Source organism: Pseudomonas sp. GD03875 (genome assembly GCF_029840585.1).
Lineage (GTDB): Bacteria > Pseudomonadota > Gammaproteobacteria > Pseudomonadales > Pseudomonadaceae > Aquipseudomonas > Aquipseudomonas paralcaligenes.
This window is the reverse complement of record NZ_JAOCCV010000008.1, coordinates 140,438-158,301: the sequence shown is the minus strand read 5'-3', so window position 1 is coordinate 158,301 and position 17,864 is coordinate 140,438. Positions and strand designations below refer to the sequence as shown.

Genomic DNA, 17,864 nt, shown 5'->3' with positions numbered 1-17,864 from the left:
TTCAAACTTCCTGCAGCAGCGGCTGCAGGGCTTTGTCGATGGCTTCGCGAGCTCGAAAGATTCGCGAACGCACGGTGCCGACCGGACACTGCATGACGCTCGCAATGTCCTCGTAACTCAGACCGTCGAATTCGCGCAACGTCAGCGCCGTGCGCAGATCCTCGGGCAACTGCTGGATGGTCCGGTGCACGGTGGCCTCGATCTCATCCCGCAACATCGAACGCTCGGGTGACTCGATGTCCTTGAGCGCATGATCCCCGTCGTAGAACTCCGCATCCTCTGCGCTGACATCGCTGTCCGGCGGACGCCGGCCACGCGATACCAGATAATTCTTCGCCGTGTTGATGGCGATGCGGTACAGCCACGTATAGAAGGCGCTGTCACCGCGGAAATTACCAAGCGCACGATAAGCCTTGATGAAGGCTTCCTGGGCGACATCCTGCGCCTCGTGGCTGTCGTGAACGAAGCGCACCACCAGACCTAGAATCTTGTGCTGGTACTTGAGAACCAACAGATCGAAGGCCCGTTTGTCGCCGCGCTGCACCCGCTCGACCAACTGCTGATCGTCTTCCTGGGCTAGCATGAATACTCCTCGTTCGTTCCGGAGGAGATAGGCGTCGGCCAGTCCGTCGATCTGCCAAGATAGACTCGGGCGTTGCGCAAAAGTTCTCCCCTCCGAATAAGCTTTGCGCGGCGTCTCTGGTGCCTTGCAAAGCGTCACAGCGTGGCCGGTCCGACCGCTGCATTAATAATCTGGCCACCAGGGCCATCGCACCAATACGACAGCCACTTTCGGCAACTGTCTTTGGAACTTGAACGACTAAGAAAAGTTCCAGAGCGTTCTTCTCCGTCATAAGCGCCGCTATTGTGCCGCCCACCCCCTCGATATACTAGGCGCCGCCCTTCCACCTGCGGGACCAGTAGTAGATGAGCCGACACTATCAGCACGACGTTCTGGTCATAGGCAGTGGTGCCGCCGGCCTGACACTGGCCCTGACACTGCCCGCGCATCTGCGCGTCGCCGTGCTGAGCAAGGGCGACCTGGCCAACGGCTCCACCTACTGGGCCCAGGGCGGCGTCGCCGCGGTGCTGGACGATACCGACACCATCGAGTCCCACGTCAGCGATACCCTGAACGCCGGCGGCGGCCTGTGCCGCGAGGAGGCCGTGCGCTTCACCGTAGAACACAGCCGCGAGGCGATCCAGTGGCTGATCGAGCAGGGCGTGCCCTTCACCCGCGACGATGAGCAGGACCGCGAGGACGGCGGCTTCGAGTTCCACCTCACCCGCGAGGGCGGCCACAGCCACCGGCGCATCATCCATGCCGCCGACGCCACCGGCGCGGCCATCTTCAACACCCTGCTGGAGCAAACCCGCAAGCGCGCCAACATCGAGTTGCAGGAGCAGCGCGTGGCGGTGGACCTGATCACCGAGCGCAAGCTCGGCCTGCCGGGCCAGCGCTGCGTCGGCGCCTACGTACTCAACCGCAGCAGCGGCGAGGTGGATACCTACCATGCGCGCTTCGTGGTGCTCGCCACTGGCGGGGCAGCCAAGGTCTACCTTTATACCAGCAATCCGGACGGCGCCAGCGGCGACGGCATCGCCATGGCCTGGCGCGCCGGTTGCCGGGTCGGCAACCTGGAGTTCAACCAGTTCCACCCGACCTGCCTCTACCACCCCCAGGCCAAGAGTTTCCTGATCACCGAGGCCCTGCGCGGCGAAGGAGCGCACCTCAAGCTGCCCAACGGCGAGCGTTTCATGGAGCGCTTCGACGAGCGCGCCGAACTCGCCCCGCGCGACATCGTCGCCCGCGCCATCGACCACGAGATGAAACGCCTCGGCATCGACTGCGTGTACCTGGACATCAGCCATAAGCCGGCCGAGTTCGTGAAGTCGCACTTCCCCACCGTGCACGAACGCTGCCTGCAGTTCGGCATCGACATCACCCGCCAGCCCATCCCGGTGGTGCCAGCGGCGCACTACACCTGCGGCGGCGTGGCGGTCGATCGCCACGGCTGCAGCGACGTGCCGGGGCTCTACGCCATCGGCGAGACCAGCTTCACCGGCCTGCACGGCGCCAACCGCATGGCCAGCAACTCGCTGCTGGAATGCTTCGTCTATGCCCGCTCGGCGGTCGAGCACATCGTTTCCCAACTCGACAATGTGGCTATGGCGCCGGCGCTGCCGGCCTGGGACGCCAGCCAGGTGACCGACTCGGACGAGGACGTGATCATCGCCCACAACTGGGACGAGCTGCGGCGCTTCATGTGGGACTACGTGGGCATCGTGCGTACCAACAAGCGCCTGCAGCGCGCCCAGCACCGAGTACGCCTGCTGCTGGACGAGATCGACGAGTTCTATTCCAACTACAAGGTCAGCCGCGACCTGATTGAGCTGCGCAACCTGGCTCAGGTCGCCGAGCTGATGATCGAGTCGGCGATGCGCCGCCGCGAGAGCCGCGGCCTGCACTACACCCTGGACTACCCGGACCTGCTGCCCGAGGCACGCGACACTATTCTGGTGCCGCCCATCTACGCCGGCTGAACTTCAGGCGCACCCGCAGGCGCCTGTGCGCGTCGCGGGCCATCGCATCGCGCCCGATGCAAAGCCCGCGGATGCGGCGCTCGCCCACCAGGCGAAAGCGCAGCACCACAGCCACCGGCAGCGCTAGGCTGTCCGGCCTCAGCTGCACCGCCTGCCAGCCATCGCGAAGATTGAACAACTGCCAGCCGCCCTCGTCGCGGCGCAGGCCGGTGAAGGCCGCGGGATGGGTCAGCAGGATCTGCCGCGGCAGCGCCCAGGCGCCGTGCAGCAGGCAGGCGGTGGCGCCGAGCAGCGCGCCCCAGAGTGGAAGGTCGATGAGGAATAGCGTCGCCAGCGCCAGGACCAGCGCGGCAAGGTAGGCCGCCAGCAGCAGGCGCGAGGCCTGCCACCGGCATTCGAAGCGGTCACTTGGGTTGGACACGGTCCAGGATCATCCGCACCATGTGGCGCAGATCGGGGTCTTCCGGTTCTCCGCGCTGCATGAACCAGCCGAACATGTCCTGGTCCTCGCATTCCAGCAGCTTGCGGAATCGGGCCTGGTCCTCGGCGCCCAGGCCGGGATAGACCTCCTTGACGAAGGGCACCAGCAGCACGTCCAGCTCCAGCATGCCGCGGCGGCTGTGCCAGAAGAGGCGGTTGAGTTCGGTAGCGTCGGCCATGCAGCGGCTCCTGTGCAAAGGGGCGCAGTATAACGGCGGGCGGCGTGCTCGGCACCCGCTGACAAGGCGACGGGTGGCCTCTATGATGACCGCCTGACTTTCCAACCAGCGATCGCCCATGGCCGACTCCGCCTTCTTCACCCCCCTGACCCACGAGGCCCTGCTCGCCGTGCGCGGCCCGGACGCCGCCAAGTTTCTCCAGGGGCAGCTCACCTGCAACCTCAATTACCTCGACGAACGGACCTCCAGCCTGGGCGCCCGTTGCACGCCCAAGGGCCGCATGGTGTCCAGCTTCCGCATCCTTCAGGAGGGCGACGGCTACCTCCTGGCGATGGCCGCCGAGCTGCTGGAACCGCAGCTGGCGGACCTGAAGAAATACGCGGTGTTCTCCAAGTCGACGCTCGGCGACGAGTCCGCCGCCTGGGCGCGCTTCGGCCTGAGCGACGGCGATGACGCCCTGCTCGCCCAGGGCCTGGAGCTGCCGCAGCAGGCCGACGCCGTGGCCCGCGCCAACGGCCTGATCGCCATCCGCCTGCCCGGCGGACACGCCGAGCTGTGGGCCCCGGCGGAGCAGGCCGAGAGCCTGCGCGACCAGTTCACCGCACAACTGCGCGAAGCCCCGCTGGACGACTGGCTGCTTGGCCAGGTGCGCGCCGGCGTCGGCCAGGTGTTCGGCGCCACGCGCGAGCTGTTCATCCCGCAGATGATCAACCTGCAGGCGGTCGGCGGCGTCAGCTTCAAGAAAGGCTGCTATACCGGTCAGGAAATCGTCGCGCGCATGCAGTACCTGGGCAAGCTCAAGCGCCGCCTGCAGCGCCTGAAGCAGAGCCAGGGCGAAATCCCGGCGCCGGGCACCGCACTGTTCTCGCCGGTGCACAGCTCCAGCGTCGGCGAAGTGGTGATCGCCGCCGCCGCGGAGCAGGGCACCGAGTTGCTGGCGGTGCTGCAGGAAGATGCGGTGGCCGATGGCCGCATCCAGCTCGGCAGCCCCGACGGCCCCGCGCTGGAATTGCTGGAAATGCCCTACCAGTTGGACGCGGATCGCGAAATCCAGCGCTAGGTAAAAAAAGCTGATGCACGATCCCGGGCAAACGCGGTACAACCCGGGCAGACCTGAACGAAAGCCCGCATCCGTCCCCGACGGACGCAGGCGAGCGACCCGAGAACAGAAATGAGCAAGCTTGCCGAAAAAGTCCAAGAGGAACTGATCCAGGCCATCGACAACGATGATCTGGTGCTGCCGACGCTGCCCGAGGTGGCGCTCAAGGTGCGCGAGGCGGTCGAGGACCCGAACATCAGCATCCCCGCCCTCAGCAAGGTGATCGGCAACGACGCGGCCCTGGCCGCGCGCATCATCAAGGTGGTCAACAGCCCGCTGCTGCGCACCAGCAAGGAAATCACCGACCTGCAGATGGCGGTCAGCCGCCTGGGCATCAACTACACCTGCAACCTCGCTACCGGCCTGGCCATGGAACAGATGTTCCAGGCCACCAGCGACGTGGTCGACCGCAAGATGCGCGAGGTGTGGAACAAGAGCACCGAGATCGCCGGCATCTGCCACGTGCTGTGCCGCCACTACACCCGACTGGCGCCCGACCAGGCCACCCTGGCCGGCCTGGTGCACCAGATCGGCGTACTGCCGATCCTCACCTACGCCGAGGAGCACAACGCCCTGCTGGCGGACTCGATCAGCCTCAACCACGTGATCGAGCGCATCCACCCGATCATCGGCGACCGCATCCTGCGCGCCTGGGAATTCCCCGAGCCCATCGCCATGGTTCCCGGCCAGCACCTGGACTTCACCCGCAACTCGCCCAAGGCCGACTACGTGGACATCGTCCAGGTCGCCACCCTGCAGAGCTACCTGGGCAGCGAGCACCCCTACACCCAGCTGGACTGGAGCAAGATTCCGGCCTTCGCCAAGCTCGGCCTCGACCCGAACGTGGACATGCAGGCCGACGACGACCTTTCGGCCGCCATGGAGGCCGCCGCCAGCATGCTGAAGTGATCGGCGGCGCTCTTCGCGCGCACTGACTAGACTGCAGGCAGACCCGGCGGCTCCCCCGCCCCGGGTGGCGATTCTCGCCACGGCCGGGCGGCCCCGTGCCCGGTCCGGCCCAGGCAAAGGAAGTGCGCCATGCGTCTGCTGTCTCTGGTCCTCACCCTGCTGATCACGCTCCCCTGCGCCGCCGACGAGATTCGCCTGACCAATGGCGAGTGGCCGCCCTACCTCAGCCAGAATCTGCCGCACCACGGCGTCGCTTCGCGCATCGTCGAGGAGGCCTTCGCCCTGGAGGGCGTGCGGGTGCAATGGGAGTTCCACCCCTGGGCCAGGGCCCTGCACAAAGCCGAAAAGGGCACCAGCGACGGTAGCGCGGTATGGCTGCGCAGCCCCGGGCGCGAGGAAGCGTTCTTCATCAGCGACCCGGTGGTGGAAAGCGGCTACTACCTGTTCCACCGCAAGGATCGCCCCCTCGAATGGCAGGAGGTCGCCGACCTAGCCCCCCTGCGCATCGGCGGCGCCATCCACTACGACTACGGCGATGCCTGGCGCCAGGCCGAGCGCGAAGGCAGGCTCAAGGTCAAGCGCGTCAGCAGCGAGGAACAGGGGCTGCGCATGCTGCTGGCCGGCCGCCTGGACGTGTTCCCGATGGACAAGATCGTGGCCTTCGACATGCTCCACGGCCGCTTCAGCCGGGAGGAACGCGCCAGGCTGAGCTTCCACCCCCAACCGCTGCACCGGGACAGCCTCCACCTGCTGCTATCGAAGAAGATACCGGGCAACGAGGTGCGCCTGCAGCGCTTCAACCGCGGCCTCCAGCAACTCAGGGAGAGCGGCAGGGTCGCCCGCTATCTGATGGACATCCAGCGCCCGCTGAGCCTCGCTCGGTAGTGGCGCGCCACCTGGCACGAAGTTCGCTTCCGGCCCTGGCGATGTGGGTACGGCACTACGACTTGCAAATGGCCGACTAGGGTTCCGGCTCGTCCACCACGACGAGCGGCTGGTCCGAGAGTGGGCGACCCTGACAGGGGTTACACGGCGGGACAAAAGCCCGGGAGAACGACAGGCATGGCCGCCGCCCCGTCTCCCGTCCATTGTCCCGAGGTCATTCATGCCGAACCGCCTGCTGTGCGCCCTTCTCCTCCTGCTCCTGCTGCAACCCGCCCACGCCGCTCCCGAGCAACGCCCGTTCAAGGTCTGCTGGTCGGTCTACGCCGGCTGGATGCTGTGGGGCTACATGGCCGAACAGGGCATCGTCGACAAGTGGGCGAAGAAGTACGGCATCGAGATCCAGGTCCGCCAGGTGCCGGACTATGTCGCCTCCATCGAGCAGTACACCGCCAATCAGTACGACGCCTGCGCCATGACCAACATGGACGCCCTGACCATTCCCGCCGCCGCCGGCGTGGACTCCACCGCGCTGATCGTCGGCGACTTCTCCGCGGGTGCAGACGGCATTCTGGTACGCGGCGGCAGCAAGGACCTGAAGGACCTCAAGGGCAAGACCATCCTGCTGGTGGAGAACTCGGTGTCCCACTACCTGCTCAGCCGCGCCCTGGAATGGGCCCATCTGCAGCCCGGCGACGTGAACATCGAGAACGTCTCGGACAAGGACCTCGCCCAGGCCTGGCGCAGCGGCCGGGGCGATGCGGTAGTGACCTGGAATCCGATCCTCTCCGAGCTACGCCAGGATGGCGACAGTGTGCAGGTGTTCAGCTCGCGCCACGTACCCGGCGAGATTCTCGACCTGCTGGTGGTCAACAGCCAGACCCTGACCCAGCACCCGGAACTGGGCCGCGCCCTCACCGGCGCCTGGTTCGAGGGCATGCGCCTGATGGGCCTGCCGACGCCCGCCGGGGCGGCCGCGCGCGCCAGGATGGCCGACGCGGCGGGCGCCACACCCGAAGACTTCGACGAACAGCTGCGCACCATCCGTTCCTTCTATGCGCCGCGCTCGGCGGTGGCCTTCGCCCGTGGCGACAAGATGCCGGCCCTGATGGAGCGCGTGGCCGGCTTCGCCGACGCCCAGCGCCTGCTCGGCGAAGGCAAGGGCCTGCAACGGCTGGGCATCGCCTTCAGCGACGACCGCGTGCTGGGCAACCGCTCGCAGATCATGCTGCGCTTCGACCCGGCCTACATGCAGCTCGCTGCCGACAACCAGCTCTGAGCACCAATAACGACCACCGCGCACCGATTTCGCGCACGCCGGCGCCCCGTGCCGGCCCCCGCGCCCCACCAGGGCGCGGTTTGCGCCGACTGGCACGATGTTCGCTTTAGCCCAGCCATGCAGAAGCACCCCTGCCGGGGCGCGGCACTACAACTTGCAATGGCCGACTAGGGTTCCGGCCCGTTCACCGCGACGGGTGTCTGGTCCGAGAGTTGGCGACCTCGACAGGGGTTACACGGCGGGACAAAAGCCCGGGAGAACGCGCCACCTGATCCGTCAGGCCAGTGCCGCGCCGCTCCTGCCCGCATCCCTAGAACTGGAGGTCCATCCATGCGCAAGTCCCTGTCCTCGCTGATCGCCGCCGGCCTCGCCGCCACCCTGAGCTTCTCCGCCCAGGCCGCACCCAAGACCGACTTCAGCGTCTGCTGGACCATCTACGCCGGCTGGATGCCGTGGGAATACGGCGCCACCCAGGGCATCGTCGACAAGTGGGCGAAGAAGTACGGCATCAGCATCGACGTGGTGCAGCTCAACGACTACGTGGAGTCGATCAACCAGTACACCGCCGGCCAGTTCGACGGCTGCACCATGACCAACATGGACGCCCTGACCATCCCCGCCGCCGGCGGCGTGGACAGCACCGCCCTGGTGATCGGCGACTTCTCCAACGGCAACGACGGCATCGTGATCAAGGGCGAGAAGAAGACCCTGGGCGACCTCAAGGGCCAGAACGTCAATCTGGTCGAGCTGTCCGTCTCCCACTACCTGCTGGCCCGCGGCCTGGAGCGCGCCGGGCTGAGCGAGAAGGACCTGAAGGTGGTCAACACCTCCGACGCCGACATGGTCGCCGCCTTCGCCACCAACGACGTGCAGGCCGTCGCCACCTGGAACCCGCTGTTGGCCGAGATCGAGGCCACCCCGGGCGTGACCAAGGTGTTCGACTCCAGCCAGATCCCCGGCGAGATCATCGACCTGATGGTGGTCAACAGCGAGACCCTGAAGGACAACCCCGCCCTGGGCAAGGCACTGGCCGGCGCCTGGTACGAAATCATGGCGGCGATGAGCGCCGACTCCGCCGCAGGCATGGCCGCCCGCGAGCACATGGCCAAGGCTTCCGGCACCGACCTGGCCGGCTACGAGGCACAGCTGGCCGCGACCAAGATGTTCTACAGCGCCAAGGACGCGGTGGCCTTCGCCACCAGCGCGAAGCTGCCGGCGACCATGACCAAGGTGGCCGAGTTCTCCTTCGCCCACGGCCTGCTCGGCGAAGGCGCGCAGAGCGCCGAGGCCATTGGCATGGCCTTCGCCAAGGGCGTCACCACCGGCGACAAGGGCAACCTCAAGCTGCGCTTCGACCCGACCTACATGCAGATGGCGGCCGACGGCGCGCTGTAAGGCCTGACGACACCTGTGGGAGCGGGCTTGCCCGCGATCGCGGCCAGAGGGCCGCTCCCACACCTGCGAGAGACTGCCATGCGCCTGATCAACCGACACCCGGACCGCGGCGGCCGCCTGCTGCTGGTCCTGCTGCCCTTCGCCCTGCTGCTGTTCGCCTACTTCACCGGCTCGGCGGCGCGGCAGGCGGAGAACCCCAACGACAAGCTGCTGCCGAGCGCCGCGCAGATGGCAAGCGCGGTGGATCGCCTGGCCTTCACCGAGGACAAGCGCACCGGTGGCTACCTGTTCTGGCAGGACAGCGCGGCGAGCCTCAAGCGCCTGGGCATGGGCATCGGCATCGCCGCCCTGGCGGGGCTCGCCCTCGGCATCGCCGCCGGCGTGCTGCCCCTGTTCCGCGCGCCGCTGTCGCCGCTGCTGACCGTGCTGTCGATGGTGCCGCCGCTGGCGATCCTGCCGATCCTGTTCATCGTCTTCGGCCTGGGCGAGCTGTCCAAGGTGATGCTGATCGTCATCGGCATCACCCCGGTGCTGGCCCGCGACCTGGAGCAGCGCGCCCGGGAGATTCCCGGCGAACTGCTGATCAAGGCGCAGACCCTCGGCGCCAGCACCTGGACGCTGATCCTGCGCGTAGTCCTGCCGCAGCTGCTGCCGCGCCTGCTGATCGCCCTGCGCCTGGTGCTCGGCTCGGCCTGGCTGTTCCTCATCGCCGCCGAGGCCATCGCCAGCACGGACGGGCTCGGCTACCGCATCTTCCTGGTCCGCCGCTACATGGCGATGGACGTGATCCTGCCGTACGTGGTGTGGATCACCCTGCTCGCCTGGCTGATGGACCTGGGGCTGCGCCAGCTCACCCGCCTGTGCTTCCCCTGGTACGAAGGAGCCAAGGCATGAGTTTCATCCAGGTCAACAACGTCTGGCAGCAGTACGGCGACCAGGTCGTGCTGGAGCGGCTGAACCTGATCGTCCGCGAAGGCGAGTTCTGCACCCTGGTCGGCGCCTCCGGCTGCGGCAAGTCCACCTTCCTGCGCCTGCTGCTGGGCCAGGAGCGCCCGAGCCGCGGCGAAATCCTGCTGGCCGGCCAGCCGCTGGCCGCCGAACCGGACGCCAGCCGCGGCGTCGTCTTCCAGCGCTACTCGGTGTTCCCCCACCTGAGCGTGCTGGACAACGTCGCCATCGGCCTGGAACTGCCGCGCTCGCCCCTGCTCGGCCGGCTGTTCGGCGCGGCCAAGCGCGAGGCCCGCGCCCAGGCCGAGGCGGTGCTGCGCAAGGTCGGCCTCGGCCACGCCCTGGACAAGTACCCCAGCCAGCTCTCCGGCGGCATGCAGCAGCGCCTGGCCATCGCCCAGGCGCTGATCATGAAGCCACGCGTACTGCTGCTCGACGAACCCTTCGGCGCCCTCGACCCGGGCATCCGCAAGGACATGCACGCCCTGCTGCTGGAACTGTGGAGCGAGACCCGGCCGACCGTGTTCATGGTCACCCACGACCTGTCGGAAGGCTTCAGCCTCGGCACCCGCCTGCTGGTGTTCGACAAGACCCGCGTCGACCCGCACGCGCCCAACGCCTTCGGCGCGCGCATCACCTACGACATCCCTCTCAACGCCGACCGCCGCGCCACAAGCGTCGCGCTCGACAAGCTGCCGGCCCAGCTGGTCGACAGCCTACAACCCACTCCCCAAGGAGCCTGAGCATGACTGCCTCTCTCGCCCTGCGCCCCACCCTCTACGAGGAGACCGTCCCCGGTGGCGGCCACACCTCCTTCGTGCTCAAGCGCGGCCAGCTGCTGCGCATCACCGATCTCGAAGGCGGCGCCAACGTCAGCCTGCTGCTGCTCTCCGCCACCGAGAAGAGCGAGCGCCTGAACCTGCCGGACACCCTCAAGTGCCAGCACACCGCCCGGCTCACCGCCGGCCACTGCCTGTACTCGGACATGGGTCGCGTGCTCGCCGCCATCACCGCCGACACCTGCGGCTGGCACGACAGCTTCGGCGGCGTGCTCAACGCCGCGGAAACGGCGGAGAAATACGGCCAGGGTCGCTACCAGGAACTGCGCAACGGCTTCTTCCGCAACGGCGAGGACAACCTGCTGGTGGAAATGGGCAAGTGGAACCTGAACCTGCAGGACCTGCTGATGACCCTCAACCTGTTCAGCAAGGTGACGGTCGACGAAGGTGGCCGCTTCCACTTCGAGCCCGGCAACTCCAGGGCCGGCGACTACGTGGAGCTGTACGCGCCGATGGACTGCCTGGTGGTGCTCACCGCCCTGCAGCACCCGCTGGACCCCAACCCGCTCTACGCGCCCAAGCCGGTGCAGCTGGGCTGGAGCAAGGTCGAGAGCGACGGCATCAGCGTGCTCTGCCGTACCTCGCGCCCGGAGAACGGCCGCGGCTTCCACAACACCGAACGCCTGTACCTGTGAGGGCACCGACCATGAGCCTTACCGCCAGCACCAAGCACGCCGCCAGCGCCGCCTTCCGCCACGTCATCCCGGCCGGCGAGCCCTACCTGTTCGAAGTCAGGGCCGGGCAGACCCTGCGCCTGCTCGACCTGGAAGGCAACCAGGCCGTCGACACCCTGTTCTACAGCGCCCGCAACCCGCGCGAGCGCTACGACCCGCAACGCACCCTGCGCAAGCAGAACGGCGCGTACCTGACCACCGGCACGGTGCTCTGGTCCAACCTGGGCAACCCGCTGCTGACCATCGTCGCCGACACCTGCGGCCGCCACGACACCCTCGGCGGCGCCTGCGCCCAGGAGAGCAACACGGTCCGCTACGCCCTCGACAAGCGCTACATGCACAGCTGCCGCGACAACTTCCTGCGCGCCAGCCTGCGCGACGGCCGCCTGGAGAAGCGCGACATCGGCGCCAACATCAACTTCTTCATGAACGTGCCGGTGACGCCCGAGGGCGGCCTGACCTTCGAGGACGGCATCTCCGCCCCGGGCAAGTACGTGGAGCTGGAGGCGCACATGGACGTCATCGTGCTGATCTCCAACTGCCCGCAGCTGAACAACCCCTGCAACGGCTGGAACCCGACCCCGGCCGAGGTGCTGGTATGGAACTGAAACCAGGTAGCCCGGACGCAACCCGGAAAGCCGGCGACGCCCCGCCCCGGATTGCATCCGGGCTACGGCGCTGGCTGTTCCTCCTGTGCCAGAGCCGCTCGGGGCAGTGCCTGGAGCACAAGGCTCCACCCTATCCGTGACGGTGTGCCGCCTCTGTGCAAACACCTGTGGGAGCGGACTTGTCCGCGAGCTTTTACAGGCCAAGTTCGCGGACAAGTCCGCTCCCACGGTGGTTCACCAATGAAATCAGCCGGTTACTTTATGTTTGATAGAAGCGAGCCTGCGCTGATCCACCACCCCGGACGACCGGGGTGCAGACCGAATGACGGCGGGACGGCCCGCCACCCCATGAGGCAAACCTCATGTTCGACACACTGCTGATCGCCAACCGCGGCGCCATCGCCTGCCGCATCCTGCGCACCCTGCGCCAGCTCGACGTGAAGGGGGTCGCCGTCTACTCCGAGGCGGATGCCGCCAGCCTGCATATCCAGCAGGCCGACGAGGCCCACTCCCTGGGCGAAGGCCCGGCCGCGCAGACCTACCTGGTGGTCGACAAGATTCTAGGCATCGCGAAGCGCAGCGGCGCCCGAGCCATCCACCCCGGCTACGGCTTCCTCTCCGAGAACGCCGCCTTCGCCGAAGCTTGCGAGGCCGCCGGTATCGCCTTCGTCGGGCCGACGCCGGAGCAGCTGCGCGTGTTCGGCCTCAAGCACACCGCTCGCGCGCTGGCCAAGCAGCACGGCGTGCCGCTGCTGGAAGGCACCGAACTGCTGGAAGACCTCGACGCCGCGCTGGCCGCCGGTGAGCGGGTCGGCTACCCGGTGATGCTCAAGAGCACCGCCGGCGGCGGCGGTATCGGCATGCGCGTGTGCCGCAGCGCGGAAGAGCTGAGCGACGCCTTCGACGCGGTCAAGCGCCTGGGGCAGAACAACTTCAGCGACAGCGGCGTGTTCATCGAGAAATACATCCAGCGCGCCCGCCACCTGGAAGTGCAGGTGTTCGGCGACGGCCACGGCGAGGTGCTGGCGCTGGGCGTGCGCGACTGCTCGGTGCAGCGGCGCAACCAGAAGGTGCTGGAGGAAACCCCCGCGCCGAACCTGCCGGCCGGCATGGCCGAAGAACTGTGCGCGGCGGCGATCAAGCTGGCCAAGGCGGTCAGCTACCGAAGCGCCGGCACCGTCGAATTCGTCTACGACAGCGAGGCCGAGCGCTTCTACTTCCTCGAAGTGAACACCCGCCTGCAGGTGGAACACGGCGTCACCGAACAGGTGTGGGGCGTCGACCTGGTGCGCTGGATGATCGAACTGGCCGCCGGCGACCTGCCGCCACTGGCCGAACTGGCGAAGACGCTGCAACCCGCCGGCCACGCCATCCAGGCGCGGCTGTACGCCGAGGACCCGGGCCGCGACTTCCAGCCCAGCCCCGGCCTGCTCACCGCCGTGCAATTCCCGGCAGCCGACGGCAAGGCCCTGCGCATCGACACCTGGGTCGAGGCCGGCTGCGAGATCCCGCCCTACTTCGACCCGATGATCGCCAAGCTGATCGCCTGGGCGCCGAGCCGCGCCGAGGCCGCCGCCGCGCTGGACCGGGCGCTGGCCGACTCGCTGCTGTACGGCGTGGAGACCAACCGCGACTACCTGCGGCAGATCATCGAGGACGCGCCCTTCGCCAACGGCTCGCCCTGGACCCGCTGCCTGGAAGGCCTGGTCTACCGGGCCGACACCTTCGAGGTGCTGTCCGCCGGTACCCAGACCACGGTGCAGGACTACCCCGGCCGCCTCGGCTACTGGGCCGTCGGCGTGCCGCCCTCCGGGCCGATGGACGACCGCGCGCTGCGCCTGGGCAACCGCCTGCTTGGCAACGACGAGGGCGCCGCCGGCCTGGAAATCACCATGAGCGGCCCGCTGCTGCGCTTCAACACCGACGCCGTGGTGGCGGTGACCGGCGCGACCATCCCGCTGAGCGTGGACGGCGCCCCACAGCCGATGAACACCGCGCTACTGGTCGCGGCTGGCAGCACCCTGGCCCTCGGCACCCTCGCCGGCAGCGGCGCGCGCAGCTACCTGTGCCTGCGCGGCGGCCTGCAGGTGCCGGAGTACCTGGGCTCGCGGAGCACCTTCACCCTCGGCCAGTTCGGCGGCCACGGTGGACGCGCCCTGCGCGCCGGCGACGTGCTGCATATCCCGGCCCTGGCCGACCGCCAGGCCGGCGCGCGCCTGCCCGCCGAGCTGTGCACCGAACTGCCCACCGTGCGCCAGCTGCGGGTGATCTACGGTCCCCACGGCGCGCCGGAATACTTCACCCCGGCTTACATCGACACCTTCCTCACCACCGACTGGGAAGTGCACTTCAACTCCAGCCGCACCGGCGTGCGCCTGATCGGCCCGAAGCCGGAGTGGGTGCGCGACAGCGGCGGCGAGGCCGGCCTGCACCCCTCAAACATCCACGACAACCCCTACGCCATCGGCGCGGTGGACTTCACCGGCGACATGCCGGTGATCCTCGGTCCGGACGGCCCCAGCCTGGGCGGCTTCGTCTGCCCGGTGACCCTCATCGAGGCCGACCTCTGGCAGCTCGGCCAGCTCAAGGCCGGCGACAAGGTGCGCTTCGTGCCGGTGGACATCGCCACGGCGCGGGAACTGGCGCAGGCGCGTAACGCGGAGACCGCGCTTCTCTCCCCTCTCCCTCCGGGAGAGGGGGCGGGGGTGAGGGAGCTCTCCGCACGCACCGATCGTCCCTCACCCCAACCCTCTCCCAAAGGGAGAATGGGCTGCTCCGTGGATGACCTGACCTCCCCCATCGTCCTCGACCTCGGCCGCGACGACACCCGACTGGTCGCGCGCCTGTCCGGCGACACCCACCTTCTGCTGGAGATCGGCCAGCCCGAACTCGACCTGGTGCTGCGCTTCCGTGGCCATGCGCTGATGCAGGCACTGGAGGCCAAACAGCTCGATGGGGTGATCGACCTCACGCCGGGCATCCGCTCGCTGCAGGTCCACTACCAGCCGGAAACCCTGCCGCTGGCGCGCCTGCTGGAAGTCGTCGCCGGCGAATGGGACGCCGTGTGCGCCGCGCGCGACCTCAAGGTGCCGTCGCGCATCGTCCACCTGCCGCTGTCCTGGGACGACCCGGCCTGCCAGCTGGCCATCGAGAAATACATGACCACGGTGCGCAAGGACGCCCCCTGGTGCCCGAGCAACCTGGAGTTCATCCGCCGCATCAACGACCTGCCGAACCTCGACGAAGTGCACCGCACCGTGTTCGACGCCAGCTACCTGGTGATGGGCCTGGGCGACGTCTACCTCGGCGCGCCGGTGGCCACCCCTCTGGACCCGCGCCACCGCCTGGTGACCACCAAGTACAACCCGGCGCGCACCTGGACCGCGGAGAACTCGGTGGGCATCGGCGGCGCCTACATGTGCGTGTACGGCATGGAAGGCCCCGGCGGCTACCAGTTCGTCGGCCGCACCCTGCAGATGTGGAACCGCTACCGCGAGGTCGAGGCCTTCGACGGCAAGCCCTGGCTGCTGCGCTTCTTCGACCAGATCCGCTTCTACCCGGTATCCGCCGAGGAACTGCTGCGCATCCGCCGCGATTTCCCCCTGGGCCGCTACCCGCTGCGCATCGAGCACAGCGAACTGGCCCTGGCCGACTACCAGCGCTTCCTCGCCGACCAGGCCGAGGGCATCGATGCCTTCCGTACTCGGCAGCGCGCCGCCTTCGACGCCGAGCGCCAGCGCTGGATAGCTTCCGGCCAGGCCCACTTCGAGGTGGACGAAACGGTGGCCGAACTGGGCGAGGACACCCCGCTCGCCGCCGGCCAGCACGGCATCGACAGCCACATCGCCGGCAACCTCTGGCAGGTGCAGGTCGAGGAAGGCGCCACGGTGCGCGCCGGCGACGTACTGGTGATTCTCGAATCGATGAAGATGGAGATCCCCCTCGTCGCGCCGGTCGGCGGCGTGGTCCGCGAAGTGCGCGTGCAGCCCGGCTCGCCGGTGCGCGCCGGCCAGCGCGTGGTGGTGCTGGAGGAGGCCTGACTGGCTGGCGGCCACGCCAACGAGTAGAGTGCGGGCAGCGCATCCACAGGGAAGAACCATGCCGCTGACCCGCGACCAGGCCCAGCAACGGGCCGACGACATCCAGGCGTTCCGCCGCGAGGCCCTGCGCCTGCAGGGCGAACAGGCGCTCCCGCTGAGCGACGCCCAGCTCGGCGAGATCGAGCGCCACCACGACGGCCTGCTGGCCCGCTACCGCGCCAGCTTCGACATCGACCACGATCAGCAGACCCGGCGCCTGTCGCTGAGCATGCGCGTGGTCTCGCTGCTCGGTGCCCTGGCACTGGCCGCCAGCCTGCTGTTCTTCTTCTACCAGTTCTGGGGGCTGATCGGCGAAGCCCTGCAGGTCGGCATCCTGATCGGCTTCTCGCTCGGCAGCCTGGCGCTGACCTTCGTTCTGCTGCGGCGCGACGCCTCCGGCTACTTCGCCAAGCTCGCCGGCGTGCTGGCGCTGGCCTGCTTCGTCCTCAACATCCATCTGCTCGGGCAGATCTTCAACATCACCCCGACCGACAACGCCCTGCTCTGCTGGGCTGCCTACGCCCTGCTGCTGGCCTACGCCTGCAACGCGCGTCTGCTGCTGGCCGCCGGCCTCGCCTGCCTGCTGGCCTACAGCGCCACGCGCATGAGCGACTGGTGCGGCTGGTACTGGCTGGACGCGGCCGAGCGGCCGGAGAACTTCCTGGCCGGCGGCCTGCTGGTGTTCCTGCTGCCGGCGCTGGTGTCCCAGGCCCGCTTCAGCGGCTTCGCCGCCACCTACCGGATCGTCGGCCTGCTGGCCATGCTGCTGCCGGTGCTGGCGCTGTCCAACTGGGGACGCGGCAGCTACCTGCCGTTCGACCACGACAGCATCGAGAAGGCCTACCAGCTGGTCGGCTTCGCCGCCTCGGCCCTCTTCATCTGGCTCGGCATCCGCCGCGACTGGGCCGAGGTCAGCCTGCTCGGCCAGCTGTCGTTCCTGCTGTTCCTGTTCATCAAGATGGTCGACTGGTGGTGGGACGTGCTGCCCAAGTACCTGTTCTTCCTCATTCTCGGCCTGACCGCGATCCTCGCCCTGCTGGTGCTCGGACGCCTGCGCCGCGGCCACAAGGGAGGTGCCGCATGAACAAGCGTCTGATGCTGGGCGCGGGGCTGGGCCTGATCCTGCTGAGCAACGCCGTGGCCCTGGCGGGCGTCTGGTACAACCGCCAGGGCGAGCCGGACAGCCGCCTGCTGCTGTCCGAGCGCGAACTGCACCGAGACTGGGACGGGCCGCGCCAGGAAAACAGCGGCCTCAGCCTGAGCCTGGACTGGCGCATGGTGTCACGCGACGCCCCGGGGCAGGACTACTGCACCAGCACCTACGGCCTGAGCGCAGCCCAGTTGCAGGCGGTCGGTCTGCCCAGCAGCGGCCCCGAGCCGCGCCGCGACACCCGACGGGCCTGGGCGGTGCTGGAGCTGGACGGCCCCGCCTACCGGCAGTCGCTGCAGCTAGCCGAGCGCCATCTGCAGCAGGCCAGCGACAAGCTGAGCCAGCAGCCGGACGACAAGGAACTGCAAGAGCATGAGCAGGACGCGCGCAAGGCACTGGAGAACGCGCGCCTGCGGGAAACCCGGCTGTTCCTGGTCGATGTCGGCCTCGATCCCGAGGCGCTGCGCGAACGCTATCCGGAGCGCGCCCGCCATGCCCTGGTGCACGGTACGGTGCGGGTCTGGCGACGCTGCTACGACGCCGACAGGATCACCCTGGGCGGCACCTTCTCCGCCAGCAACGAGCGCATCAACGTGCCCCATGCCTGGCGCCGGGCGCTGGCCGAGCGGCTGCCGGAGCACTACGGCAACGCGGACCAGCCCTTCAGCGCGGCAGTCAGCTTCGGCCAGCGCCTGGAGCCGTGGGTCGACGAGGTACGGATAGAGGAAAAAGCCACCCGCCGCGATGACGGGAACGGCGCTGCACGCTAGCATTACGCCATTCCCTCAAGGCTTTCCCC

The 17,864-nt window shown here is 68.2% G+C and carries 16 protein-coding genes and 2 riboswitches; of the genes, 13 read left to right on the top strand and 3 right to left on the bottom strand.

Annotation, left to right across the window (positions count from 1 at the left end; genetic code table 11):
- Position 1: 1 nt before the first annotated feature.
- Positions 2-583: an RNA polymerase sigma factor RpoE gene (gene rpoE, locus N5D30_RS09785; protein ID WP_220813054.1), complete on the bottom strand. Its 582-nt coding sequence runs from the start codon at positions 581-583 to the stop codon at positions 2-4.
- Between the two features lie 344 nt (positions 584-927).
- Between rpoE and nadB the strand changes: the two genes are divergently transcribed.
- Positions 928-2,544: an L-aspartate oxidase gene (gene nadB, locus N5D30_RS09780; protein ID WP_279908794.1), complete on the top strand. Its 1,617-nt coding sequence runs from the start codon at positions 928-930 to the stop codon at positions 2,542-2,544.
- Here the strand turns inward: nadB and N5D30_RS09775 are convergent.
- Complete coding sequence (locus N5D30_RS09775; RefSeq protein ID WP_279908793.1) at positions 2,513-2,965, bottom strand: protein YgfX; 453 nt, start codon at positions 2,963-2,965, stop codon at positions 2,513-2,515. The two genes, nadB and N5D30_RS09775, sit on opposite strands and share 32 nt — an antisense overlap.
- Positions 2,949-3,203: a succinate dehydrogenase assembly factor 2 gene (locus N5D30_RS09770; RefSeq protein WP_279903774.1), complete on the bottom strand. Its 255-nt coding sequence runs from the start codon at positions 3,201-3,203 to the stop codon at positions 2,949-2,951. Before N5D30_RS09770 ends, N5D30_RS09775 begins: the two co-directional genes overlap by 17 nt.
- Before the next feature lie 118 nt (positions 3,204-3,321).
- Between N5D30_RS09770 and N5D30_RS09765 the strand changes: the two genes are divergently transcribed.
- From N5D30_RS09765 to N5D30_RS09710, 12 genes are all read left to right on the top strand, one after another.
- Entirely contained in the window at positions 3,322-4,263 is a 942-nt protein-coding gene (locus N5D30_RS09765; RefSeq protein WP_279908792.1) for a folate-binding protein YgfZ, read from the top strand.
- A 111-nt stretch (positions 4,264-4,374) separates the two neighbouring features.
- A complete protein-coding gene (locus N5D30_RS09760) occupies positions 4,375-5,211 on the top strand; it encodes an HDOD domain-containing protein (RefSeq protein ID WP_220813059.1) in 837 nt (278 codons plus the stop codon).
- Between the two features lie 129 nt (positions 5,212-5,340).
- Positions 5,341-6,096: a transporter substrate-binding domain-containing protein gene (locus N5D30_RS09755; RefSeq protein ID WP_279908790.1), complete on the top strand. Its 756-nt coding sequence runs from the start codon at positions 5,341-5,343 to the stop codon at positions 6,094-6,096.
- 65 nt (positions 6,097-6,161) lie between these two features.
- Positions 6,162-6,265: riboswitch (guanidine-I (ykkC/yxkD leader) on the top strand.
- Positions 6,266-6,316: 51 nt separating this feature from the next.
- Entirely contained in the window at positions 6,317-7,372 is a 1,056-nt protein-coding gene (locus tag N5D30_RS09750) for a putative urea ABC transporter substrate-binding protein (protein WP_279908788.1), read from the top strand.
- Positions 7,373-7,528: 156 nt separating this feature from the next.
- Positions 7,529-7,632, top strand: a riboswitch (guanidine-I (ykkC/yxkD leader).
- 70 nt (positions 7,633-7,702) lie between these two features.
- Positions 7,703-8,767, top strand: coding sequence for a putative urea ABC transporter substrate-binding protein (locus tag N5D30_RS09745; RefSeq protein WP_279908787.1), 1,065 nt, complete (start codon positions 7,703-7,705; stop codon positions 8,765-8,767).
- 78 nt (positions 8,768-8,845) lie between these two features.
- Positions 8,846-9,661, top strand: a complete 816-nt coding sequence (locus N5D30_RS09740) for an ABC transporter permease (RefSeq protein WP_279908786.1) — start codon at positions 8,846-8,848, stop codon at positions 9,659-9,661.
- Positions 9,658-10,458 (top strand): ABC transporter ATP-binding protein, encoded by an 801-nt coding sequence (locus N5D30_RS09735; RefSeq protein ID WP_279908785.1) that lies wholly within the window; start codon positions 9,658-9,660, stop codon positions 10,456-10,458. Before N5D30_RS09740 ends, N5D30_RS09735 begins: the two co-directional genes overlap by 4 nt.
- Positions 10,459-10,460: 2 nt before the next feature.
- Entirely contained in the window at positions 10,461-11,189 is a 729-nt protein-coding gene (locus tag N5D30_RS09730) for an urea amidolyase associated protein UAAP1 (protein ID WP_279908784.1), read from the top strand.
- An 11-nt stretch (positions 11,190-11,200) separates the two neighbouring features.
- A complete protein-coding gene (locus N5D30_RS09725) occupies positions 11,201-11,836 on the top strand; it encodes an urea amidolyase associated protein UAAP2 (protein WP_279908783.1) in 636 nt (211 codons plus the stop codon).
- A 362-nt stretch (positions 11,837-12,198) separates the two neighbouring features.
- Positions 12,199-15,876 (top strand): urea carboxylase, encoded by a 3,678-nt coding sequence (gene uca / locus N5D30_RS09720; protein WP_279908782.1) that lies wholly within the window; start codon positions 12,199-12,201, stop codon positions 15,874-15,876.
- 58 nt (positions 15,877-15,934) lie between these two features.
- The gene (locus N5D30_RS09715) at positions 15,935-16,999 is read left to right on the top strand and encodes a DUF2157 domain-containing protein (RefSeq protein ID WP_279908780.1); all 1,065 of its coding nucleotides are present in this window, start codon (positions 15,935-15,937) and stop codon (positions 16,997-16,999) included.
- Entirely contained in the window at positions 16,996-17,835 is an 840-nt protein-coding gene (locus tag N5D30_RS09710) for a DUF4824 family protein (RefSeq protein ID WP_279908779.1), read from the top strand. The genes N5D30_RS09715 and N5D30_RS09710 overlap by 4 nt, the downstream gene beginning before the upstream one ends.
- Positions 17,836-17,864 lie beyond the last annotated feature (29 nt).